This is a genomic window from Pseudomonas sp. TE24901, assembly GCF_054058375.1.
Genome location: NZ_JBSSAF010000008.1, coordinates 62732 through 83575 on the forward strand (window position 1 = coordinate 62732; position 20844 = coordinate 83575).

Annotated in this window: 22 protein-coding genes; 11 read left to right on the plus strand and 11 right to left on the minus strand. The window is 62.3% G+C overall.

The genetic code is table 11. From position 1 onward, the window contains the following. Positions 1-156 precede the first annotated feature (156 nt). The 6 genes from ACVWVP_RS17235 to ACVWVP_RS17260 are packed head-to-tail and all read right to left on the minus strand — an operon-like array spanning position 157 to position 3092. Positions 157-498 carry a HopJ type III effector protein gene (locus tag ACVWVP_RS17235; protein WP_178923631.1) on the minus strand — a complete coding sequence of 114 codons (342 nt, stop codon included), beginning with the start codon at positions 496-498 and terminating at the stop codon, positions 157-159. Next, entirely contained in the window at positions 491-787 is a 297-nt protein-coding gene (locus tag ACVWVP_RS17240; RefSeq protein ID WP_178923633.1) for a DUF1244 domain-containing protein, read from the minus strand. Before ACVWVP_RS17240 ends, ACVWVP_RS17235 begins: the two co-directional genes overlap by 8 nt. A gap of 22 nt (positions 788-809) precedes the next feature. Next, positions 810-1181, minus strand: a complete 372-nt coding sequence (gene folX, locus ACVWVP_RS17245) for a dihydroneopterin triphosphate 2'-epimerase (RefSeq protein ID WP_003176029.1) — start codon at positions 1179-1181, stop codon at positions 810-812. A 2-nt stretch (positions 1182-1183) separates the two neighbouring features. Beyond that, a complete protein-coding gene (folE, locus tag ACVWVP_RS17250; protein WP_176996954.1) occupies positions 1184-1744 on the minus strand; it encodes a GTP cyclohydrolase I FolE in 561 nt (186 codons plus the stop codon). A gap of 20 nt (positions 1745-1764) precedes the next feature. Next, positions 1765-2475, minus strand: a complete 711-nt coding sequence (gene folM, locus ACVWVP_RS17255; RefSeq protein WP_178923635.1) for a dihydromonapterin reductase — start codon at positions 2473-2475, stop codon at positions 1765-1767. A 56-nt stretch (positions 2476-2531) separates the two neighbouring features. Next, positions 2532-3092, minus strand: a complete 561-nt coding sequence (locus ACVWVP_RS17260) for an antibiotic biosynthesis monooxygenase (protein WP_457407341.1) — start codon at positions 3090-3092, stop codon at positions 2532-2534. A gap of 212 nt (positions 3093-3304) precedes the next feature. Here ACVWVP_RS17260 and ACVWVP_RS17265 point away from each other — a divergent pair, with 212 nt between their 5' ends. After that, positions 3305-4261, plus strand: a complete 957-nt coding sequence (locus ACVWVP_RS17265) for a MerR family transcriptional regulator (protein ID WP_457407343.1) — start codon at positions 3305-3307, stop codon at positions 4259-4261. Positions 4262-4263: 2 nt separating this feature from the next. Here ACVWVP_RS17265 and ACVWVP_RS17270 read toward each other — a convergent pair whose 3' ends face one another. Together ACVWVP_RS17270 and ACVWVP_RS17275 are read right to left on the minus strand one after the other, a co-directional pair. Further along, positions 4264-4869 (minus strand): hypothetical protein, encoded by a 606-nt coding sequence (locus ACVWVP_RS17270; RefSeq protein ID WP_178923642.1) that lies wholly within the window; start codon positions 4867-4869, stop codon positions 4264-4266. Positions 4870-4925: 56 nt separating this feature from the next. Beyond that, positions 4926-5393, minus strand: coding sequence for a PAS domain-containing protein (locus tag ACVWVP_RS17275; protein WP_178923644.1), 468 nt, complete (start codon positions 5391-5393; stop codon positions 4926-4928). A 128-nt stretch (positions 5394-5521) separates the two neighbouring features. On the opposite strand from ACVWVP_RS17275, the gene ACVWVP_RS17280 reads away from it, so the two are divergent. Beyond that, the gene (locus ACVWVP_RS17280) at positions 5522-5977 is read left to right on the plus strand and encodes a flavodoxin (RefSeq protein ID WP_178923646.1); all 456 of its coding nucleotides are present in this window, start codon (positions 5522-5524) and stop codon (positions 5975-5977) included. Here the strand turns inward: ACVWVP_RS17280 and ACVWVP_RS17285 are convergent. Then, on the minus strand, positions 5958-6854 hold the full coding sequence (locus ACVWVP_RS17285) for a LysR family transcriptional regulator (protein ID WP_259174747.1): 897 nt from the start codon (positions 6852-6854) through the stop codon (positions 5958-5960). The genes ACVWVP_RS17280 and ACVWVP_RS17285 overlap by 20 nt on opposite strands. Before the next feature lie 99 nt (positions 6855-6953). Here ACVWVP_RS17285 and ACVWVP_RS17290 point away from each other — a divergent pair, with 99 nt between their 5' ends. The 8 genes from ACVWVP_RS17290 to ACVWVP_RS17325 all read left to right on the plus strand — a co-directional run bounded on the left by ACVWVP_RS17290 (position 6954) and on the right by ACVWVP_RS17325 (position 17217). Further along, positions 6954-7340, plus strand: a complete 387-nt coding sequence (locus ACVWVP_RS17290; RefSeq protein WP_259174746.1) for a CidA/LrgA family protein — start codon at positions 6954-6956, stop codon at positions 7338-7340. Next, positions 7330-8016, plus strand: a complete 687-nt coding sequence (locus ACVWVP_RS17295) for an LrgB family protein (protein ID WP_259174745.1) — start codon at positions 7330-7332, stop codon at positions 8014-8016. Before ACVWVP_RS17290 ends, ACVWVP_RS17295 begins: the two co-directional genes overlap by 11 nt. Before the next feature lie 143 nt (positions 8017-8159). Then, the gene (locus tag ACVWVP_RS17300; protein WP_457407348.1) at positions 8160-8942 is read left to right on the plus strand and encodes a class II aldolase/adducin family protein; all 783 of its coding nucleotides are present in this window, start codon (positions 8160-8162) and stop codon (positions 8940-8942) included. Continuing rightward, a complete protein-coding gene (locus ACVWVP_RS17305; RefSeq protein WP_178923651.1) occupies positions 8942-9844 on the plus strand; it encodes an alpha/beta fold hydrolase in 903 nt (300 codons plus the stop codon). The genes ACVWVP_RS17300 and ACVWVP_RS17305 overlap by 1 nt, the downstream gene beginning before the upstream one ends. Positions 9845-9962: 118 nt before the next feature. After that, complete coding sequence (locus tag ACVWVP_RS17310) at positions 9963-10874, plus strand: SDR family oxidoreductase (protein ID WP_457407350.1); 912 nt, start codon at positions 9963-9965, stop codon at positions 10872-10874. A gap of 498 nt (positions 10875-11372) precedes the next feature. Then, positions 11373-13139 (plus strand): DUF1302 domain-containing protein, encoded by a 1767-nt coding sequence (locus tag ACVWVP_RS17315; RefSeq protein ID WP_178923691.1) that lies wholly within the window; start codon positions 11373-11375, stop codon positions 13137-13139. 24 nt (positions 13140-13163) lie between these two features. After that, positions 13164-14531 (plus strand): DUF1329 domain-containing protein, encoded by a 1368-nt coding sequence (locus ACVWVP_RS17320; RefSeq protein WP_178923654.1) that lies wholly within the window; start codon positions 13164-13166, stop codon positions 14529-14531. Positions 14532-14712: 181 nt separating this feature from the next. Beyond that, positions 14713-17217: a LuxR C-terminal-related transcriptional regulator gene (locus tag ACVWVP_RS17325; protein WP_457407352.1), complete on the plus strand. Its 2505-nt coding sequence runs from the start codon at positions 14713-14715 to the stop codon at positions 17215-17217. A gap of 3 nt (positions 17218-17220) precedes the next feature. On the opposite strand, the gene ACVWVP_RS17330 is transcribed toward ACVWVP_RS17325, so the two are convergent. After that, positions 17221-18093 carry a helix-turn-helix domain-containing protein gene (locus tag ACVWVP_RS17330; protein ID WP_178923656.1) on the minus strand — a complete coding sequence of 291 codons (873 nt, stop codon included), beginning with the start codon at positions 18091-18093 and terminating at the stop codon, positions 17221-17223. Positions 18094-18231: 138 nt separating this feature from the next. Here ACVWVP_RS17330 and ACVWVP_RS17335 point away from each other — a divergent pair, with 138 nt between their 5' ends. Further along, positions 18232-19134, plus strand: coding sequence for a DMT family transporter (locus tag ACVWVP_RS17335; RefSeq protein WP_178923657.1), 903 nt, complete (start codon positions 18232-18234; stop codon positions 19132-19134). Between the two features lie 48 nt (positions 19135-19182). On the opposite strand, the gene norR is transcribed toward ACVWVP_RS17335, so the two are convergent. Next, positions 19183-20730, minus strand: coding sequence for a nitric oxide reductase transcriptional regulator NorR (norR, locus tag ACVWVP_RS17340; protein WP_259174740.1), 1548 nt, complete (start codon positions 20728-20730; stop codon positions 19183-19185). Between the last annotated feature and the right edge of the window lie 114 nt (positions 20731-20844).

Below are 20844 nucleotides of genomic sequence, written 5' to 3' on the forward strand. Positions count from 1 at the left end.
GAGGCCGGTTTTTTTATGCGCGTGATTTGATGATCACCGCAGTTCAAATGTGGGAGCGGGCTTGCTCGCGAATGCTGAGTGTCAGTCACCGAATAAGTCGACTGATCCACCGCTTTCGCGAGCAAGCCCGCTCCCACATTTTTATCTATGTCTGACTCAGAATTTGCGGGTCAGTGGCTGTGCAGTGAACTTCACACCGGCCAGGCCGTGCGCGATCAACGCACGAATGTTGCCATGGTCGCTGCCTTCCGGCGTGGCCACCACCGAACGATAATGCTCACCAAACGCCAGCAGCGCTTCCTGGTCGTTCAAACCTTCCAGCAACGCCAGGCCCAGGGTCTTGCACGAGCCTTCGTTCTGCCCGGCCGCGTTATCCACAGGACCGTTGGTGAACGCTTGCGGCTGGTAGTCGTAACCGGCAGCGACAAACGCCAGGGTGTCGGCAAAAACGTGTTCGCCGCTGTTGAGGCTGGCGCGCAGGGTGTTCAAGTCAGTCATGGGGTTTTCCTTTGGCAAACGCCGCCTGTTGGTCGGCGCTGGCTTCTTTCTGATAGTGGGCTTTCCATTCGGCGTACGGCATGCCGTACACCACTTCGCGGGCGTCATCGAGGCTCAGCTCGATGTGGCGTTCGTCGGCCTCGGCCTTGTACCACTTGGACAAGCAGTTGCGGCAGAAGCCCGAGAGGTTCATCAGGTCGATGTTCTGCACATCCTTGCGGCTGTCCAGGTGCGCCACCAACCGGCGGAAGGCGGCGGCTTCGAGTTCGAGGCGTTGTTGATCGTTCATAGGGCTCACGCAGGTTCAGGGGTTAGCGGCTGGCCGCCAGGGTAATCGACACCGACTCGGCAAAGCGCAGCGCATGGGGCTTGTCCACTTCGACTTCGGCATACAGCACGGACTCGTTGCTCATCACCAGGTCCAGCAGTTCCTGGGTCAGGCGCTCCAGCAAGGCAAAGCGGTTGCCTTCGACGTGGGCAATGATCGCCTTGGTGATGGTGCGGTAGTTCAGCGCGTGATCGATATCGTTGTCACGCACGGCTTCCTGCGCGGCATACAGGATGGTCAGGTTGATCAGCACGTCCTGCTTGTTGAGGATCTCATCTTCGTTGATGCCGATGTATGTGCGCAGGCACAGGTCCTTGACCCGGATGCGCGCCATGCCTGGTTGAAGTTGTGGCATTGCTACTTGCTCCGTCCAATCAGTTGCAGGAACTCCATGCGCGTGGTGTTCGACTCGCGGAACGCGCCGAGCATCACCGAGGTGTTCATGGTTGAATTCTGTTTTTCCACGCCGCGCATCATCATGCACATATGCTGCGCCTCGATCACCACCGCCACACCGGCCGCCTGGGTGACGCTCTGGATGGCGTCGGCGATTTGCCGCGTGAGGTTTTCCTGGATCTGCAGGCGCCGTGCGTACATGTCGACAATGCGCGCCAGTTTCGACAGGCCCAGCACTTTGCCTGTCGGAATGTAGGCCACATGAGCCTTGCCGATGAAGGGCAGCAGGTGATGCTCGCACAACGAATACAGCTCGATGTCCTTGAGGATCACCATCTCGTCATTGTCGGAGGTGAACAGCGCGCCGTTGACGATGGTTTCCAGGTTCTGCTCGTAGCCATGACACAGGTACTGCATGGCCTTGGCGGCGCGCTTGGGCGTGTCGAGCAACCCTTCGCGCTCCGGGTCTTCGCCCAGGCTTTTGAGGATCTCGCGGTAGTGTTGGGGCAGGGACAAGGTCATACAACATCCTCACAAACGGCTTACTTGATATGCCGCCCGCCGTTGACGGTCAGGGTGGTACCAGTGACATAAGGGTTATCCAGCAGGTAACGCACGCTCTGGTAGATCACTTCGGGCCCGGGCTCGATGCCCAGGGCCGATTTGGCCAGCACTTTGGCGCGGTAGGCCGCGTCGTCGCCCTCGTTGAACATCACCATCGCCGGGGCGATGCCGTTGACCTTGATCAGCGGCGCGAACTGCGCGGCGAACGACAACGTGAGGCTGTCGAGCCCGGCCTTGGTGGCGCAGTAGGCGATGTGCTGGCGGCTGCCCTTGCGCACCACGTCATCGCTGATGTGCACGATGTCCGCCGGTGTCGAGCGTTGCAGCAAGGGTGAACAATGCAGGTTGATCAGGTAGGGCGCAAGCATGTGCACGCTGAACATGTCGCTGAACGCGCGGCTCTCGTCGCCTGGGGCTTCTGCAACCCACGCCGAGGCGTTGTGGATGATCGCGCGCAGGCTGTCGGTGTGAGTCTTCAGCTCAGCGATGAAGGCCAGGATCCCGGCCTCGCTGGAGAAATCGGCAAACACGCCCACCGCTCCCCGCTCGCGCAGGGTGTGTACGCCGGGGCGTTCGCTGCGGTAGCTGAAAATCACCGAGTGGCCGTCATCCAGCAGGCGCTCGGCACAATGCAGGCCGACACGCTGGCCGGCACCGGTGATCAGGATCGGGGCGTCTGTTGCAGTCATGGGGGGCTCGATTCGCTGGCAGGCTCAAATCATACCAGCGACCGGGCCCCCTGTACTCACGCGGCGGCTTCGGTGGCCTTGCGCGGTGTGGGTGCGGGATGCAGCCAGTTGGCCAGCAGGTGAGTCGACAGCGGAATGAACAGGTAAACCATCAGTGGCGTGAGCGCCAGGGTGCTGACCAGTACGCGGGGAAGCAGGTCCAACTCGCCGAGCAACGGGCCCAGTACAAAGTTGAAAATCAGCGACACCGGGAAAAACGCCAGCCAGATCGCCACGGCTTGCTTCCAGCGCGGCGGTCGCGCGCCTGCGGCGCCGAACCAGCCATCGATGCCGCTCACGCGATGCTCGGACGGGTCGGCAAACAGTTCGCTTCCTCGGTCCAGCCAGGCGCTGCGGGAGGCGGAAAACTCCCAGGCATGCAGGGTTTTCTCGTCGGCAAAACGGAAAATGATCTGGAATTCGTCGTCGTTGGGCGGCGGTGCAAGCACGCCTGAGCCCAGGTAGCCGGGGAAGTCGGTGGCCAGTTGCTCGCCTTCGCGCAGCCAGGTCATCAAGTCTTCATAGCGTCCTTTGGCCACGCGGCGCGCAACCATCAGGGTGACGGGTGAGGTAGACATTGTGTATCTCCGAGTAATCAGGTGCGCTGGGCCGGGTAGGCGGCGCACGAACGTAGCGGCCGGGTGGGGCTGCCACGTAAAAACAGGCAAGGATTATTCCTGTTTTATCCAAATACGCCAGAGACTTCGGACAGATCGCCGCAGACCTTGAACCGGCGACGGCAATGGGCGTTAAATAGGATCCACATTTGCACGGATCTTTCCGACCTCTGATGCCCGAAATCATTGCCCCACAGCGTGAAACCACACAAGACAGCCAGGCTGACGATGTGGTGTTGTTTCCAATTCGCGAAGTCGCAAGGCTCACCGGCGTAAACCCGGTCACGCTGCGTGCCTGGGAGCGACGCTATGGGTTGATCCAGCCTGTGCGCACCGAAAGTGGGCATCGGTTGTACTCAAGCACCGATATCGACACCGTTCATCGCATCCTCGACTGGATCGAACGCGGCGTCGCGGTGAGCAAGGTGGGCAAGATTCTCGCGCGAGATGACGCCAGCAGCCAGTCGATCAGCGCTTCGCGCGTCGATACCGAGCTGGAGTGGCGCCAATGGCAAGTGCAATTGCGCCAGGCCATCAGCGCATTCGATGACCGCCAGCTTGACCGCCTATATGGCCAGATCTTCTCGGCCTACTCCATGGCCGTGGTGTTCCAGGACATCCTGATGCCGCTGTGGCAACAACTGCTGCGTCACCACGGTGGCTTCGGCCAGGCCAGCGAATGGCTGTTCTTCGACAACTTCCTGCGTTCACGTACCGCGCAACGCCTACAAATGGCGACGGCAACGCCTGCGCCCAGGGTGTTGTTATCCGCCATCGCCGGGGAATGCCGCGAGCTGGAGTTATTGGTTGCAGGCTTGTTGATGTCGACGGAAAGCCTCGCGGTCAAAGTCCTGGGGGTTGGCCAGCCCTTCGATGAGCTGACGCTGGTCTGCGAAAAGACCCGGCCTCAGGCCCTGGTGCTGTTTTCCAATCGTTTCCCAGGCAGCGAATTGCCGTCGCGCCTCAAGCGCCTTGCCATGACCCTGGATTGCCCGTTGCTGTTGGCCGGTGATGCATCAGACTTGGCAGAAACGAGCTTGAACGGGTCGTCGATTGGCTGCCTGGGCAATGACGCACGGCTGATGCCGCGTCGCTTGCAGCAGTTTCTCGGCGGCCGGCTGGATACCTGATATCAGGCGTGGACCTGTGGATGCACCAGGCGGTGCTGGTGCAGGATGAACTGGCGCAGGCGCTCGGTTTCATCCGCGTCGCCCTGGCTCAGGCGGTAAGCGAACAAGCCGCGGGCGGTTTCCCGCTCCAGCGTGCCGCGCAGCGCGATACGCTCGTACCCGGACGGGCTGAACCACAGGGAAAAGGATTTTGGCGGTTTGATCCGGCCACGGATTTCCACCAGCACCCCCTTGAATGACACTTCATGCACCCACAGCGCGCCAGGGCTGCCCCTGACGTTTTCCAGTGCCACCGGTGTTTCAAGTGCCAGGCGCCACGGACGGATCATCGGCCCGTCTTCGAAGATGCTGGGTACGCCCAGGCGCAAATGCACCGCGTGAAACTCATCTTCCACCAGATGCAGGGGAAAGGTCAGTTGCTGGTTGTCGAATTGGGCCTGGATGGTGAGGTGGTCGTGAGCGGCCAGCCGGGTGAGCAAATCACGAATCTGCGCGCCGCCGTTGACGGTCAGGCTCGACGATGCGTCCCGCAAGTTGAGCTGCGGGTTGTGCTGCATGTTCTGGATGAAGTCCAGTTCGTCCTGGGTCAGTAGAGCGTCGCGATGCATGAGGGTGCTCACGGTGAGACATTAAAAAGCCATTATCGCTCTAAAGACCGCGTTTTCTACAATTTGTTGATTCCACTCGTCGCCTGAAGGGCGGCCACCTGCTCTTTCAGCTCGGCCACCTGTGCTTCCAGCTGTGCAACGCGCTGCTGTGCCCTGACCTGGGCGGTCACGTCTTTTTGCACGCCCACAAAATAAGTCTGCTTGTCGGTCTCGTTGAAAACCGTCGAAATCGACAGCTCGTTCCAGAAGTGGGTGCCGTCCTTGCGGTAATTGCGCAGGATTTCCCGGCAACTGCCGCCGCTGTCGAGGGCCTCGCGAATGGCCATCAGGGCCGGCTGGTCTCGGTCGCCCGACTGCAGGAAGCGGCAGTCCTGGTACAGGATGTCGTCCAGGTCATAGCCGGTCATCCGTTCGAAAGCCGGGTTGACGTAGATCAGCGGTTTGTCTTTGCCTTCCCGTTCGGCGACGACAATCCCGTCGTTGGAGGCGTTGATGACCATTTGCATCAGGTGGGCGTTGATCATTGAGCGTTCTATGGCGAGTTCTGGAATGTGGAGTTTATGGCACGCCTTGAATGTTGCACGGTACACGCCGAAATATTTGCGCCAGCTGTTAATATCCCACGCTTTCGCTCAACTACAGGATCAGATTGATGAAAGTCGCCATCCTTTCCGGCTCGGTCTACGGCACCGCAGAAGAAGTCGCCCGCCACGCCGCCGGCATCCTCAAGGCCGCCGGCTTTGACGCCTGGCACAACCCGCGTGCGACCTTGGCCGACGTGCAGGCTTTCGCCCCCGAGGCGTTCCTGGCAGTGACCTCCACCACCGGCATGGGTGAGTTGCCTGACAACCTGCAACCGCTGTACTCGTCCATCCGCGACCAGTTGCCTGCCGCCTGGCGTGGCCTGCCAGGCGCGGTGATCGGTTTGGGTGATGCGAGCTATGGCGATACCTTCTGCGGAGGCGGCGAGCAAATGCGCGAGCTGTTCGGCGAGTTGGGTGTGCGCGAAGTGCTGCCAATGCTGCGCCTGGACGCCAGCGAAAGCGTCACCCCCGAAGCTGACGCCGAGCCGTGGCTGGCGGAGCTGGTCACTGCACTGCGCGGCTGACCGGAAACTCGCGCAGCAACGCCAGCCAGGCCTGGGCGGCTTTGGACAGATAGGCGCCCTCACGCCAGATAAAGGCGATGTCCCAGCGCAGGTACTCCGGCGCCTTGAGCGTCAGGCGTACCACCCCTGGTCGCACCAGCCCACGGGCGACCACACTGGGCAGCAACACCACGCCCTGGCCGGCCGCCACCAGCGCCACGAGGAAATCTGCCTGCCCGCTGCGGCCGATTTCCTTCGGGGTGAAACCCAATTGCTGGCAGGCCTGCATCAGCCGATCGTTCAGCACAAAACTGCGCTGGTACATCAGGAACGGCGTGTCAGCCAATTCCTCAAGACGGACTTGGGCATTGTCCGCCAAGGGATGGTCCATCGGCAGCAAGGCATCCAGCGGTTCATCGCAGAACGCTTGCCAGGCAAAGGCCGGGTCGCTGGGCATCAGGCTGCCACCCACGTCCAGCTCGCCGCTGAGGATCGCCTGCTCGATCGTACGACTGCCACCCTCCAGCAATTGAATGGTGACGTTCGGGTAGCGCCTGCGGTACTCGGCAAATAGCCCGGCAAACAACGTGTCTCCCGCCAACAGCGGCAGGCCCAGGCGCAACTCGCCGCGGGTCAGTTGCTGCATGTCATCCAGTTCGCTGAGTAACTCGGCCTGCAGGCGCAGCATGGCCTCGGCCCGCTGCAGCACCACCTCGCCGGCGGCGGTCAGGCGGATCTGCGAGCCGGTGCGCTCCAGCAAGGGAGTGCCCAGGCTTTCCTCCAACTGCGCGACCTGTTTGCTGACGGCCGATTGGCTGATGTGCAGGGTTCTACCGGCCTGGGTAAAACCTCCACGGTGGATCACTTCGACAAAGCTGCGCAGCTGTTTGAATTCCATGGGGCGTGATTCCAGTTTGGAATAGTTGGCAGTCTAACAATTCGCTGTGGGGATGGGCATGGCCTCTTTAAAATGGCGTTCTGCGAGGAATCAAAGCCCATGAAACGTTTCACCTTCAAACACCTCGGCCGTCTGCTGGCGGAGTTGGTCGTGCTATTGGCTATCTACCTGTTGGGGTGTGAACTGGCCGTATGGCTGGCCTGGCCGATTCCGGGCGGCGTAGTGGGCCTGGGACTGTTGCTGGCGACCTTCGCCAGTGGGCTGGTCAAGCCGGCGGCCCTGCAACTGGGCGCCGGGGTGTTGATGGCGGAGATGCTGCTGTTCTTTATCCCGGCCTTGATGAGCCTGCTCGATTACGGCGGCCTGTTGCGCAACGACGGCTGGCGCATCCTGCTGGTGATCGGCTTCAGCACGCTGGCGGTGATGCTGGTGACCGCGTTTACCGTCGAGCTGGTGTGCCGCTGGAGAATGCGCCGTGAAGCTTGAGCTGATGCCGGTGTTCTGGCTCGTACTGACCCTGGGCGCCTACATCTTCAGCCGCTGGATCTACCGCCGCACCGGGCGCTACCTGTTGTCGCCATTGATTCTGGTGCCGGTGTTGCTGCTGGCGGTGGCCGTGCCGATGAAAACGGCCTACGCCGAATACGCCGCCGACACCCATTGGCTGATGCTGGTACTGGGCCCGGTCACCGTGGCGTTCGCCGTGCCGATCTGGCAACAGCGCCGGTTGCTGGCACGCCACTGGTCGGCGTTGCTGCTGGGGATGATCGCGGGCAGTGCGGCGTCCATCGCCACCTCGTTCGGCCTCGCCAAGGCGCTGGCGCTGGACAGCTCGGTGACAATGTCCCTGGTACCGCGCTCCATCACCACGCCGTTTGCCATGCCGGTGAGTTCCGACCTCGGCGGCGTGCCGGAACTCACCGCTGTGTTCGTGATGTTCACCGGTGTGTTCGGCGCCATGCTCGGCGGCGTGCTGCTCAAGTGGTTGCCGTTGCGCACACCACTGGCGCGGGGTGCCCTGTTTGGCGTGGGTGCCCATGGCGCAGGCGTCAGCCGGGCGCGGGAAGTGGGCGGCGAAGAGGGTTCGGTGGCGGGCCTGGTGATGGTGCTGACCGGGCTGCTCAACCTGTTCGCCGTGCCTTTATTGGCGGCGCTTCTCTGACGCCATTTGGACTATTCTTCTGACTGACTCGCACGGTCATCAAGCTGGCTGCCAAGGCAACTACGGTGGCCGGGGTGTCTGACTAGACTGGCTCATCACCGAAAAAAACAATAATTAAGAAGTGCGCCAAGGAGGTCATTGCCGTGAGCCTAGCCCCCGTTCTAACGCCACAGAATGTCAAAGACCAGGTCAGCGCTGCCGAATGGCAAGCCCGTGTCGACCTGGCAGCCTGCTATCGCCTGGTGGCGCTGCATGGCTGGGACGACCTGATCTTCACCCATATTTCGGCGAAGGTGCCGGGCACCGATGATTTCCTCATCAACCCCTATGGGCTGATGTTCCATGAGATCACGGCGTCGAGCCTGGTCAAGGTGGACCAGGCCGGCAACAAGCTGATGGACAGCCCCTACGAGATCAACCCGGCGGGCTACACCATCCACAGCGCTATCCATGAAGTGCGCCACGATGTGACGTGCGTACTGCATACCCACACCGCAGCAGGTGTGGCGGTCGCCGCGCAGAAGCAGGGCGTGTTGCCGATCAGCCAGCAATCGATCTTCGTGCTGTCCAGCCTGGCCTATCATGCCTATGAAGGCGTGGCGCTGAACCACGAAGAGAAAGCCCGCCTGCAGGCCGACCTGGGCGAAAACAGCTTCCTGATGCTGCACAACCACGGCTTGCTCACCTGCGGCAGCAGCATTGCCGACACCTTCCTGATGATGTTCACCTTCCAGCGCGCCTGCGAAATCCAGGTGCTGGCGCAAAACGGCGGGGCCGAGTTGATTGCCATCGGGCCGCAGATCCTGGCCGGGGCCAAGGCGATGGTGGCGGCTGTCACAAAGAGCGCCCAAGGTATGGGAGGCGCGCTGGCCTGGCCGGCGTTGCTGCGTAAGCTGGACAGCCAAGACCCGGGGTATAAAAGCTGATGCCACTCGCCGAGATCCCGCTCAGAGCCTGGCGCAAGCGCAGCCAGGCCTTCGACTTCCGTGGCCGCACGATCCGTTACTGGGTGGCCGGGCAAGGCGAACCGCTATTGTTGATTCACGGCTTTCCCACCGCCAGCTGGGACTGGCATTACCTGTGGCAGCCCCTGGCCCAGCGCAACCTGGTGATCGCGTGCGACATGCTGGGGTTCGGCGAATCCGCCAAGCCGTTGGATCACGACTACTGCCTGCTGGAACAGGCCGATTTGCAGCAAGCCTTGCTTGAACACCTGCGGGTGGAGCAGCCGGTGCATGTGCTGGCCCATGATTACGGCGACAGCGTTGCCCAGGAATTGCTGGCGCGGCATTACGAGGGTCGCTTTCAGATGGCCAGTTGCGTGTTCCTCAACGGCGGCCTGTTTCCCGAAACCCATCGCCCGGCCCTGGTACAGAAACTGCTGCTCAGCCCCCTGGGCTGGATGATCGGTCGCGCCTTTGGGCGCAACGCGTTGTCGGACAGCTTCAGCCAGATTTTCGGGCCCCACACCCGGCCCAGCGAAAGCGCCCTGGATGACTTCTGGAGCCTGATCCACTGCAACGACGGCACGCGCATCCTGCACAAACTGATCGCCTATATTCCCCAGCGCCGTCGCCAGCGTGAGCGATGGGTCGCGGCGATGCAGCGTGGCGACGTGCCCTTGCGGGTGATCGACGGTGAGGTCGACCCGATCTCCGGCGCGCACATGGTGGAGCGTTATCACCAGTTGGTACCGCACGCTGACACGGTGCTGCTGGCAGGCATCGGCCACTACCCGCAGATTGAGGCGCCGGTGCAGGTGCTCAAGCATTACCTGGCGTTTCGCGAGCGTATTGGGCATCCGGCGCCTCGGGTTGCCTATTCCTGAGTCGCACAATCATCCCGCTGCCTTATCGAGCACCATTCAGCCTCGGCCGACTTTATTGTGACCGCAGGCGCTGTGCCTGACACTCAACCCATTCCCATTGTCGCCAGCGGAGTTCGGTATGAGTGAGTCAGTGCAGTTCCAGGATAAGGTCGTGATCGTCACCGGTGCCGGCGGCGGGTTGGGCCGGGCCCATGCGCTGCTGTTCGCCAGGCATGGGGCTAAAGTGCTGGTCAACGACTTAGGCGGCTCTACCCAAGGTGAAGGCGCCAATGCCTCCGCTGCCGACCGCGTGGTCGCCGAAATCCGCGAAGCGGGCGGCATTGCCGAAGCCAACCATGATTCCGTCACCGACGGCGACAAGATCGTACAGAACGCGCTGGACGCCTTCGGCCGCATCGACGTGGTGGTCAACAACGCTGGCATCCTGCGCGACAAGACCTTCCACAAAATGGACGACAGCGACTGGGACCTGGTTTACCGGGTGCATGTCGAAGGCGCCTACAAAGTCACCCGCGCCGCCTGGCCGCACCTGCGTGAGCAAGGCTATGGCCGGGTGATCTTCACCGCCTCCACCTCGGGCATCTACGGCAATTTCGGCCAGTCCAACTACGGCATGGCCAAGCTCGGCTTGTATGGCCTGACCCGCACCCTGGCGCTGGAAGGGCGCAAGAACAACATCCTGGTCAACGCCATTGCGCCCACGGGCGGCACGCGCATGACCGAAGGCCTGATCCCGCCGCAAGTGTTCGAGCGCCTCAAGCCGGAGTTGGTCAGCCCCTTGGTGGTGTACCTGGGCAGCGAGGCGTGCCAGGAAACCTCGGGGTTGTTCGAGGTGGGCGGCGGATGGATCGGCAAGACCCGTTGGGAGCGCAGCCTGGGCATGGGCTTTGACCCCGAGGCCGGTTTCTCCCCTGACGATGTGGCGGCGCATTGGGCGCAGATCTGCGACTTCCACGGCGCGGCGCACCCCAAGGACAACATCGAAGCATTGAAGGAGATGATGGCCAACTTACAGAAGTTCAGCCTCTGATCGTTGCTGGAACACGGTTGAATCCCACGGGGCGCTGAGAGCGCCCCGTTTTATTTGGGGCATAAAAAAGGCCGCTGCACAGGCAGCGGCCGAAGTAAGACGTTGGATCAAGGAGCGACAAATCAACGTCAGTGAACACCGATAACAGATTGAAAACAGGCCTCAATCCATTTGAATCCAGCTGTTCTTCCGGTTGCGGAAGCGGGCGGTTCGCCCTGAAAACCCGGTAAGCATATTCGGTTGTAACAGAATGAGTAATAGCGGATCGGGACAAGGACTGTTACTGAATTGGCAACAGTTGCGCGGCGCACCATCCATGCCCCTGATAACCCGCCATCCACCCGGTCCATGCCCCCGCGAAAACCCCGGCCAGAGCGCCGGCTAATCCTTTTGAGCGACAGCACGAATACCCCTTTGGTGCGCTTATCGCTCCTGATGTGCGGCAGTAGGGTGGGGCCTTCTGTCACTCACCGGGGAAGACGCATGACAAAAACAACAATGCGCGCCATCTTCACGCCGCAAGCGCTGGCGGCTGCGGTTGCACTGGGTTGCTGCGCCCAGGCGCAGGCTGTTTCGTTCAACATTGGCGAGATCGAAGGGCAATTCGACTCCTCGCTGTCGGTCGGCGCGAGTTGGGGCATGCGCGATGCCGACAAGAAGTTGGTGGGCGTGACCAATGGCGGTACGGGGCAGGCGTCTACCGGGGATGACGGGCGGCTGAACTTCAAGAAGGGCGAGACCTTCTCCAAGATTTTCAAGGGCATTCACGACCTGGAGCTCAAGTACGGTGACAGCGGCGTCTTCGTGCGCGGCAAGTACTGGTACGACTTCGAGTTGCAGGACGAAGACCGCGAGTTCAAGCAGATCAGCAATCACCATCGCGATGAAGGCGCACGTTCCTCCGGCTACGAATTGCTCGATGCCTTTGTCTATCACAACTACTCCATCGCCGACCTGCCGGGCAACGTGCGCGTGGGCAAGCAAGTGGTCAGTTGGGGCGAGAGCACCTTTATCGGCAACTCCATCAATAGCATCAACCCCATCGATGTCTCGGCCTTCCGCCGCCCAGGTGCGGAGATCAAGGAAGGGCTGATTCCGGTGAACATGCTGTTCGCTTCGCAGAGCCTCACCAACCAACTGACCGTGGAAGGCTTCTACCAGTTGAACTGGGAAAACACCGTGGTGGATAACTGCGGGACGTTCTTTGGCAATGACGTAGTAGCCCACGGTTGTAACAACAACTACACCGTGGGGACTGCGGCGGCGGCGGGGTTCCAGCCGCTGGCCAGGGCTTTCGGGCAAGGCTTTGCAGTGACCAACGAAGGGATTGTGGTACAGCGTGGTAAGGACCGTGAGGCCCGCGACGGCGGCCAGTTTGGCGGTGCCTTGCGCTGGCTGGGGGACGACACTGAGTACGCGTTGTATTTCATGAATTACCACAGCCGTACACCGACGGTGGGTACCACCAGTGCCGGGCAGGGCACGCTGAATGCGTTGGCCGGTATGGCAGGGTTTGTCCCTGCGGCGTTACTGCCGTCGCTCAAATCAAGCGTCATGCTTGGTCGTGGCCAGTACTACCTCGAATACCCGGAAGACATTCGCCTCTACGGCGCCAGCTTCTCGACCACCTTGCCCACCGGCACGGCGTGGAGCGGCGAAATCAGCTACCGGCCCAACGCCCCCGTGCAGTTGAACACCACCGACCTGACGCTGGCGCTGGTTAACCCGGCAACTCCCGGAACTTCGGTCATCAGTTCCTCTGCCGGCGCCGACAACAAAGGCTACCGCCGCAAGCAAATCACCCAGGCTCAAACCACCTTTACTCAGTTCTTCGATCAGGTCTTGGGCGCTGACCGTCTGACCTTGGTGGGCGAGGCGGGCGTCACCTATGTGGCGGGCCTGGAATCCAAGAGCAAGCTGCGCTATGGGCGTGATTCGGTTTACGGCGTTTACGGCTACCAAGGTGATACCGATGGGTTTGTCACCGCCACCTCCTATGGTTACCGCGCCCGGGCGATCCTCGACTACAGCAACGTGTTTGCCGGGGTCAACCTCAAGCCGAACCTGTCTTGGTCCCATGACGTGAAAGGCTACGGCCCCAACGGCCTGTTCAACGAAGGCGCCAAGGCGGTGAGCATCGGTGTCGATGCCGACTACCGAAACACCTACACCGCCAGCCTCAGTTACACCGACTTTTTCGGTGGCCACTACAACACCCTGACCGACCGCGACTTCCTGTCCCTCAGCGTCGGTGCGAACTTCTGATCACGGTTTGAAAAGGACAACTTCATGCGCAAGATGATTCTGCAATGCGGCGTATTGGCCCTTAGCCTGATGGCCGCCAATGTCATGGCCGCTGTGTCCCCGGACGAAGCCGCCAAGCTCGGCACCACCCTGACCCCCATGGGCTCGGAAAAGGCCGGCAACGCCGATGGCTCGATCCCGGCCTGGACGGGCGGCATCCCGAAAAACGCCGGCGCGGTGGACAGCAAGGGTTTTCTCGCCGACCCATTCGCCAGTGAGAAACCGCTGTTCGTGATCACCGCGGCCACCGTCGACAAGTACAAGGACAAACTCTCCGACGGCCAGGTCGCCATGTTCAAGCGCTACCCCGAGACCTACAAGATCCCGGTGTACCCCAGCCACCGCACGGTCAACTTGCCAGCGGACATCTACGAGTCGATCAAGCGCAGCGCCCTGAATGTGCACGCGATCAACGACGGCAACGGCCTGGAGAACTTCACCGGCAACCGCTACTACGCGTTCCCGATTCCGAAGAATGGCGTGGAGGTGCTGTGGAACCACATCACCCGTTACCACGGTGGCAACCTGCGCCGCATCATCACCCAGGCCACCCCGCAGACCAACGGCAGCTACACCCCGATCCGCTTCGAAGAAGAAGTGGCAGTGCCGCAGTTGATTCCGGACATGGACCCGGCCAAGGGCGCCAACGTGCTGACCTTCTTCAAGCAGTCGGTGACCGCGCCGGCGCGCCTGGCCGGTAACGTGCTGCTGGTGCATGAGACCCTCGACCAGGTGAAGGAACCGCGCCTGGCGTGGATCTACAATGCCGGCCAACGCCGGGTACGCCGCGCGCCGCAAGTGGCGTATGACGGGCCGGGCACGGCGTCCGACGGCCTGCGCACCTCCGACAACTTCGACATGTTCTCCGGCGCCCCGGACCGTTACGACTGGAAGCTGGTGGGCAAGAAGGAGATGTACATTCCCTACAACAGCTACAAGCTGGACCAGCCGACCCTCAAGTACGACGACATCATCAAGGCCGGCCACATCAATCAGGACCTGACCCGCTATGAGCTGCACCGCGTGTGGGAAGTGGTCGGCACGGTCAAGCCGAGCGAGCGGCACATCTACGCCAAGCGCCACATGTACATCGACGAAGACAGCTGGCAGGTGGCACTGGTGGATCACTACGACGGCCGTGGCCAGCTGTGGCGGGTGGCCGAAGGTCATGCGCAGTTCTACTACGACCACCAGGTGCCGGCCTACACCGTGGAAACCCTGTACGACCTCATCGCCGGGCGCTACATCGCCCTGGGCATGAAAAACGAAGAGAAGAGCAGCTTCGTGTTCGGCTTCGCGGCAAAAGCAGCGGACTACACCCCGGCAGCCCTGAGGTCCGAAGGCATTCGCTGATCGCACCCCCCCTTGTAGGAGCCGGCAAGCCGGCTCCTACAGAGAAAGGCCGGGCTCCCTTGGGAATTCCGGCCTTTTTTATGGCTTGAAATCAGTTCGCTGAATACTTCTTCAACAACCGCCGACCACAGGACTAGGGTAGGCGCCAGGTTGCATAACAATAAAAAAGCAGGATGCAGCAATGACCGCCATGACACGCTGCCTGGACCGTCCTGGATTCATGCCACGGCTGTCCTCCCACCATTTATTGCGCCCGCGCCTGGCCGAACCGTTGCTGGCGGCGCAGGTGCGCGTGAAGTTGCTGTGCGCGCCCGGTGGCAGCGGCAAAAGTGCGTTGCTCGCTGAGTGCGCCATGCAGGCGCCGGTGGGTTGCCAGGTGTACTGGTTGCCACTCAATGGCGCGGTCTTGAGCCCCCTCGAGCTGTGCCAGCGGCTGGCGCAAAACCTTGGCCTGGTGTTTACCGATGAAGCCTCGCTGCTGCTGGACCTTTCCCGATGGCAAACCCCGGCATGGGTATTGCTCGACGACTTCTGCCGTCTGCCCACGCCAGGCACCGACGCCTTGCTCGACCGCCTGTTCACCTCCAGCAGCCCCGCGCTGACGTGGTGGCTGGGTGCGCGCCGACGGCCGTTATGCAACTGGCCACGCTTGCTGCTCGATGATGAGCTGTTGGAGTGCGGCGCCGAATTGGCATTCAACCCGGCGGAGGTCCAGTCACTGCTGCGGCATGCGCCAGGGCAGTCGGTTGAACGTGTCATGCAGTTCAGCGGCGGCTGGTGCGCGGGCGTGCGCATCGCTTTGCTGGGGGACGGCCACCCCGAAAAAACCTTGTTCGACTACCTGCAACACGAACTGTTCGGCACCTTGCCCGCCGAGCTGGCAGAGGCCTGGCGCGTACTCGCCCATCTGCCGCGCTTCAACGCGGGGCTGTGCGAGCACTTGTTCGGCTTTGGTGACGGTGACCACTACCTGCGGGAGCTGCAGGCGCTCGGCGCATTCATCCAGCCGTGGGAAGACACCGACTGGCTCCAGGTCTTCCCGCCGCTTGCCCGATTGCTGAGTGACGAACCCTGGCCGGCCAAACGCTCCTGGCACCGGCGGGCCTGCCAGTGGTTCACCGCCGAGCAGGACTGGCAGGCCGCCTTCGAGCAGGCGCTGCTCGCCGAAGAGTACGAAGTGGCCGTGAGCCTGTTGCAGCACTTCAGTTTCGAAGACCTGTTCCGCCAGCAGAACGCCGCGTTGTTGTTGCGCCTGCACGAGCAGCATGGCGATGAATTGATGCTCGGCTCTGCGCAACTGGTCGGGCTGGTCACGGCTGCGTTGCTGTTCGCCGGGCGCTTTGAGCAGGCCGCGCAATGTATCGACCAACTGGCACGTTTTGCGCCGCAACCGACGGCGGCCCAGCAACGTTATCTGCTGGCGCGCTGGCAGGCGCAGTGGGGCTGGTTGTTGCACCTGGGCGGCGATGCCGAGCGTTCCCGCGAGCACTTTCTGGAGGCGCTGCAAGCCTTGCCCGACAGTGCGTGGACGTCACGCCTGATGTGCTTGTCGGGGCTGACCCAGCAAGCCTTGCTGCGCGGCGAGCTCGATACCGCCCAAGCCTTGAGCCGTGAGGCGCTGTGCCTGGCGCGTGCCCACGGCTCGCTGCTGCTGGAGTCTCTGTTGGAGCTGGATCACGCGCAATTGCTCGAACAGCGGGGCGCGCCGTACCGGGCACAAAGCCTGCTCGAACAAGTGCAAGCGAGGTTGCTTCAACAGCGGCTGAAGGCCGGCCCGCTGGTGGGGCGCATCGCGTTGCGGCGCGGGCACCTGGCGTTGCGCCAAGGCCAGGATGAATTGGCGGCCGAGTGTTTCGACGCGGGCTTGAAGATGTGCCTGCACAGTCAGGACAAGCGCGTGCTGTACGGGTTTCTTGGGTTGGCATTGTTGGCGGCGAACCGTGGCGATTACGCCCAGGCGTTTATCCAGTTGCGTGAGGCCGAGCGCTTGATGCAACAACGCCACGTACCGGACACGGTGTATCGCGCGGTGTTGTTGTTGGTCAGCGGGCATTTCTGGTTGCAGCAAGGTCGCGCTGAATTGACGGTGGAAGCGGTTCGCCGGGTGTTGCGCCACTTCCGTGGGCCAAACGCCCGCCAGGCGCCGCCGGCCACGCTGGAATTGATACCGCGCCTGGAATACCTGCTGGTATTGGCCGAGGTCAGACTGGGCTGCGCCGAGCAACCGATCCCACGGCTCACGGCCTTGCTCGACGCCACCCGCGAGCGCGGCATGCTGTGCCTGGAAACCGAGCTGCAGTTGGTGTTGGGGGAGGTGGCTTGGCAACTGGGTGACGCCGTCCAGGCCCGCAGTGCGTTGCGTGCGGGCTTGGAGTTGGCAGGGCGTTGCCAGGTGCAACAAGCCATTCGCGAGTTGCGCCTGCGTTCCCCCGGGTTGTTGAGTGAGCTGGGCCTGGAGCCACAGGCGACGCCCGCCGGTGCGGTGGACAACCCGCTGAGCCAGCGCGAGCTGGAGGTGCTGCAATTGATTGCCCTGGGCAACTCTAATCTGGAAATCGCCGACCGTTTGTTTATCTCTCTGCACACCGTGAAGACCCACGCACGGCGTATTCACAGCAAGCTGGGCGTGGAGCGGCGCACGCAAGCGGTGGCCAAGGCCAAGACATTGGGCTTGATGGGCGGTTGAAGGTTAAGCGAACGCCTGGCGGTATTCCCCGGGCGTCGCGCCCATGGCCTGGCGGAAACGGTGGGTGAAGTGGCTGGCGCTGGAGAAGCCGCACAACCAGGCGATCTCGCCCAGCGGCAGGGTGCCCCCACGCAGCAAGGCTTGTGCGCGGGCCAGACGGCGCGCCAGCAGGTATTGGTGCGGCGGCAGGCCGAAGCTTTGGCGGAACATCCGCGCAAAGTGGTATTCCGACAACGCACACAAACCGGCGAGTTGACCGAGGCTGATCGGCTCTTCCAAGTGATGCTCGATGTAGTCCACCAACAGCCGCCGCTGGTGTGCGGCCAGCCCGCCTTTCAAGCGCAACCCTTCACGTGCGCCCACCTGGCTGAGCAAGGTGTGGCTGAGCATTTCATGGGCCAGGCTGCTGGTCAGCAAGCGCTCGGCCGGTTCTTGCCAGTTGAGCGCGATCAATTGGTGAAAACGTTGGGCCTGGCGGGCGTCTTCAAGAAAGGTGCTTTCGCGCAATTGCAGCTCGCGGGGCTCGCGGTCGAGCAGGGTGACGCAGCCGAGGGCAAACTGCTCCGGACTGAAATACACGTGGGCCAGGCGGATTTCGCCGTTGATCACCCAGGCCGAGCGGTGTTCGGCCGGCAGGATGCACAGCTTGTCGGGACCGCCCTTGGTGCCCGGCTGGTCGCGGCGGAACGTGCCGGTGCCGCCGCCGATATAGCACGACAAAGTATGGTGGCCCGGCGCCTGGTAATCCTGGGAGTCGTGGTGGTTGCTCCACAAGGCTGCCGACAAGCCGTCACCGAGCTCGGCGCAGGCTTCGAGGCGAGCGTGGGGCGAGCGGTTGAGGGCTTGAAAGACTTGCAGGGATTGCAGATCAGGCATGGTGTGTATTCTCCGACGCCTTGCATCCTACTCCGCGCGGGTTGCGCTGTGATCCCGTGATCCGACAAAAGCGCAAGAATGTGCAAGAGATCGGGGCTGGCTGCGAGGGACACTGTGGCTCAATCACCGGAGCCCACCATGAACCTTTTCCTGTATTTACTCACCGTGCTGATCTGGGGCACCACCTGGATCGCCCTCAAATGGCAGTTGGGCGTTGTGGCGATTCCCGTGTCGATCGTCTACCGCTTTGGCCTGGCGGCCCTGGTGCTGTTTGCGCTGTTGTTGCTCAGCCGCAAGTTGCAGGTGATGAACCGACGCGGGCACCTGATCTGCCTGGCCCAGGGCTTGTGCCTGTTTTGCGTGAACTTCATGTGCTTTCTCACCGCCAGCCAATGGATCCCCAGCGGCCTGGTGGCCGTGGTGTTTTCCACCGCCACGCTGTGGAACGCGTTGAATGCCCGGGTGTTCTTTGGCCAACGTGTCGCGCGCAACGTATTGATGGGCGGCGCGCTGGGCTTGTTGGGGCTGGGCTTCTTGTTCTGGCCGGAACTGGTCGGGCATACCGCCAGCCCGCAGACCTTGCTGGGGTTAGGCCTGGCGTTGCTCGGCACGATGTGTTTCTCGGCGGGCAACATGCTCTCGAGCCTGCAACAGAAGGCCGGGCTCAAGCCGCTGACCACCAACGCCTGGGGCATGGCTTACGGGGCGGCGATGCTGGCGACCTACTGCGCGGTGCGCGGCATCCCGTTCGACATGGATTGGAGCGCGCGTTATATCGGCGCCCTGTGGTACCTGGTGATCCCAGGCTCGGTGATCGGCTTTACCGCCTACCTCACCCTGGTCGGGCGTATGGGCCCGGAGCGTGCGGCGTACTGCACCGTGCTGTTCCCGGTGGTGGCGCTGAACGTCTCGGCGTTTGCCGAGGGTTACCAATGGACCGCGCCCGCGCTGGCGGGGTTGGTGTTGGTGATGTTGGGCAATGTGTTGGTGTTTCGAAAGCCCAAACCTGCGAACGTAATCTTAAAGGCGAAGACAATCTAATGTGGGAGCGAGCAAGCCCGCTCCCACATTTGGATTGTGTTGACCTTTCTATTTGAGGCCCAGGCGCTTGGCCATGCGGCCGAGGTTGGCGCGGTCCAGTCCCAGTTCTCGGGCGGCGCTGGCCCAGTTGTGCTGATGGCGCTCCAGGCAGGCGCTGATCACCTGGCGCTGGTACTCCTCGGTGGCCTGGCGCAGGTCGCCGGTGACCACGGGGGCTGTTTCGGTCGCGGCTTCCAGTGCAGGCGGCGCGCTGACGTCGGGCAGGTCCAGGTCCTGGGCGCTTAGGCTGAGGATCTTCGGCCGCTCGGGGCAATTGCCCAGGGCCTTGAGTGCGCTGCGGCCAATCAAATGTTCCAGCTCCCGCACGTTACCTGGCCAGTTGTAGGCCAGCAGCGCCGCCTGGGCATCGCTGGTCAGGCGCAGGCTGCCCAGGCCCATGCGCGAGCGGTTTTGCTCCAGAAAGTAACCCGCCAGCAACAACACATCACGGCCACGCTCGCGCAGCGCCGGCACTTGCAGCGGGTACACGCTCAGGCGGTGGTAGAAGTCGGCGCGGTAGCGGCCGTTACGCACCTCCTCGGCGAGGTCGCGGTTGGTGGCGGCGATCAGGCGCACATCCACCTGGTGCTCCTTGTCCGACCCCAGGCGCTGCAACTGACCGCTTTGCAGCACGCGCAACAGCTTGGCCTGCACGGTCAGGGACAACTCGCCCACTTCGTCCAGGAACAGCGTGCCGCCATTGGCCAGCTCGAATTTGCCACGGCGTTCGTTCAGCGCGCCGGTAAAGGCGCCGCGCACGTGGCCGAACAGTTCGCTCTCGACCAGGGTTTCCGGCAGGGCCGCGCAGTTGAGGCTGATCAGCGGTTTGTCGGCGCGTGCGGACGCGGCATGGATCGCCTGCGCCACCAACTCTTTGCCCACGCCGGTTTCGCCGGTGATCAGCACTGTCAGGTCGCTGCCGCCCACCAGTTTGATTTCCTCGACCAGGCGCTTGTGTGCCTTGCTCTGACCGATCATTTCCTTGTGCTGCTGGCCGCTGGCCTGGCGATAGATTTCGGCGCGCTGATGTTCATCTTCGGCGCGCAGGGCCAGGCGCTCGATGCGCTGGGCGACATTCACCGTGGCCGCCGCCAGGCTGGCGAAGGCTTGCAGGGCATCCAGCTCGACCCGTTCGAAACGCTCGGTGTCGAGGGCGTCCAAGGTCAGCAGTCCCCACGGCCGGTCGTCGACAAACAGCGGGCAGCCCATGCAATCGTGGACTTCCAGGTGCCCGTGCATACCGTCCACCAGACCGTCGTAGGGGTCGGGCAGTTGGCTGTCACTGTCAAAACGGGTCGGGCCGGGGCTGCTCAGCAACACCTCGAAGCGTGGGTGCTCACTGACCTTGAAGCGTCGGCCCAGGGTGTCGGCACTCAAGCCATCCACCGCCAGCGGCACCAACCACTCGCCGTCCAGGCGCAACAAGGCGGCGGCATCGCAGGGCAGCAGGGCGCGCATGGCCTGCAGCAGGCGGCGGTAGCGCTCGCTTTCGGGCAGATCGCGGGACAGGTCGGCGACCAGGGGGAGCAGGGTGGTGAGTAGGGAGTGTGCAGTCATAGTGACTCCTTGTAGTCCTTATGACTATACGGTGTAGGAAGTCAAAATGACTATAAATTATTCAAGTCATTGAAATATAAGGATTAAAAAATTGGCACGAATACTGAGTATCTA

What these genes read in the sequence shown, in the direction of transcription:
- folX (WP_003176029.1), bottom strand. Translation starts at nt 1,181, where the DNA reads ATGCCACAACTTCAACCAGGCATGGCGCGCATCCGGGTCAAGGACCTG.
- ACVWVP_RS17265 (WP_457407343.1), top strand. Translation starts at nt 3,305, where the DNA reads ATGCCCGAAATCATTGCCCCACAGCGTGAAACCACACAAGACAGCCAG.
- ACVWVP_RS17330 (WP_178923656.1), bottom strand. Translation starts at nt 18,093, where the DNA reads ATGCCTGATCTGCAATCCCTGCAAGTCTTTCAAGCCCTCAACCGCTCG.
- ACVWVP_RS17315 (WP_178923691.1), top strand. Translation starts at nt 11,373, where the DNA reads ATGCGCGCCATCTTCACGCCGCAAGCGCTGGCGGCTGCGGTTGCACTG.
- ACVWVP_RS17310 (WP_457407350.1), top strand. Translation starts at nt 9,963, where the DNA reads ATGAGTGAGTCAGTGCAGTTCCAGGATAAGGTCGTGATCGTCACCGGT.
- norR (WP_259174740.1), bottom strand. Translation starts at nt 20,730, where the DNA reads ATGACTGCACACTCCCTACTCACCACCCTGCTCCCCCTGGTCGCCGAC.
- ACVWVP_RS17260 (WP_457407341.1), bottom strand. Translation starts at nt 3,092, where the DNA reads ATGTCTACCTCACCCGTCACCCTGATGGTTGCGCGCCGCGTGGCCAAA.
- folM (WP_178923635.1), bottom strand. Translation starts at nt 2,475, where the DNA reads ATGACTGCAACAGACGCCCCGATCCTGATCACCGGTGCCGGCCAGCGT.
- ACVWVP_RS17320 (WP_178923654.1), top strand. Translation starts at nt 13,164, where the DNA reads ATGCGCAAGATGATTCTGCAATGCGGCGTATTGGCCCTTAGCCTGATG.
- ACVWVP_RS17240 (WP_178923633.1), bottom strand. Translation starts at nt 787, where the DNA reads ATGAACGATCAACAACGCCTCGAACTCGAAGCCGCCGCCTTCCGCCGG.
- ACVWVP_RS17270 (WP_178923642.1), bottom strand. Translation starts at nt 4,869, where the DNA reads ATGCATCGCGACGCTCTACTGACCCAGGACGAACTGGACTTCATCCAG.
- ACVWVP_RS17235 (WP_178923631.1), bottom strand. Translation starts at nt 498, where the DNA reads ATGACTGACTTGAACACCCTGCGCGCCAGCCTCAACAGCGGCGAACAC.
- ACVWVP_RS17305 (WP_178923651.1), top strand. Translation starts at nt 8,942, where the DNA reads ATGCCACTCGCCGAGATCCCGCTCAGAGCCTGGCGCAAGCGCAGCCAG.
- folE (WP_176996954.1), bottom strand. Translation starts at nt 1,744, where the DNA reads ATGACCTTGTCCCTGCCCCAACACTACCGCGAGATCCTCAAAAGCCTG.
- ACVWVP_RS17290 (WP_259174746.1), top strand. Translation starts at nt 6,954, where the DNA reads ATGAAACGTTTCACCTTCAAACACCTCGGCCGTCTGCTGGCGGAGTTG.
- ACVWVP_RS17275 (WP_178923644.1), bottom strand. Translation starts at nt 5,393, where the DNA reads ATGATCAACGCCCACCTGATGCAAATGGTCATCAACGCCTCCAACGAC.
- ACVWVP_RS17325 (WP_457407352.1), top strand. Translation starts at nt 14,713, where the DNA reads ATGACCGCCATGACACGCTGCCTGGACCGTCCTGGATTCATGCCACGG.
- ACVWVP_RS17335 (WP_178923657.1), top strand. Translation starts at nt 18,232, where the DNA reads ATGAACCTTTTCCTGTATTTACTCACCGTGCTGATCTGGGGCACCACC.
- ACVWVP_RS17280 (WP_178923646.1), top strand. Translation starts at nt 5,522, where the DNA reads ATGAAAGTCGCCATCCTTTCCGGCTCGGTCTACGGCACCGCAGAAGAA.
- ACVWVP_RS17285 (WP_259174747.1), bottom strand. Translation starts at nt 6,854, where the DNA reads ATGGAATTCAAACAGCTGCGCAGCTTTGTCGAAGTGATCCACCGTGGA.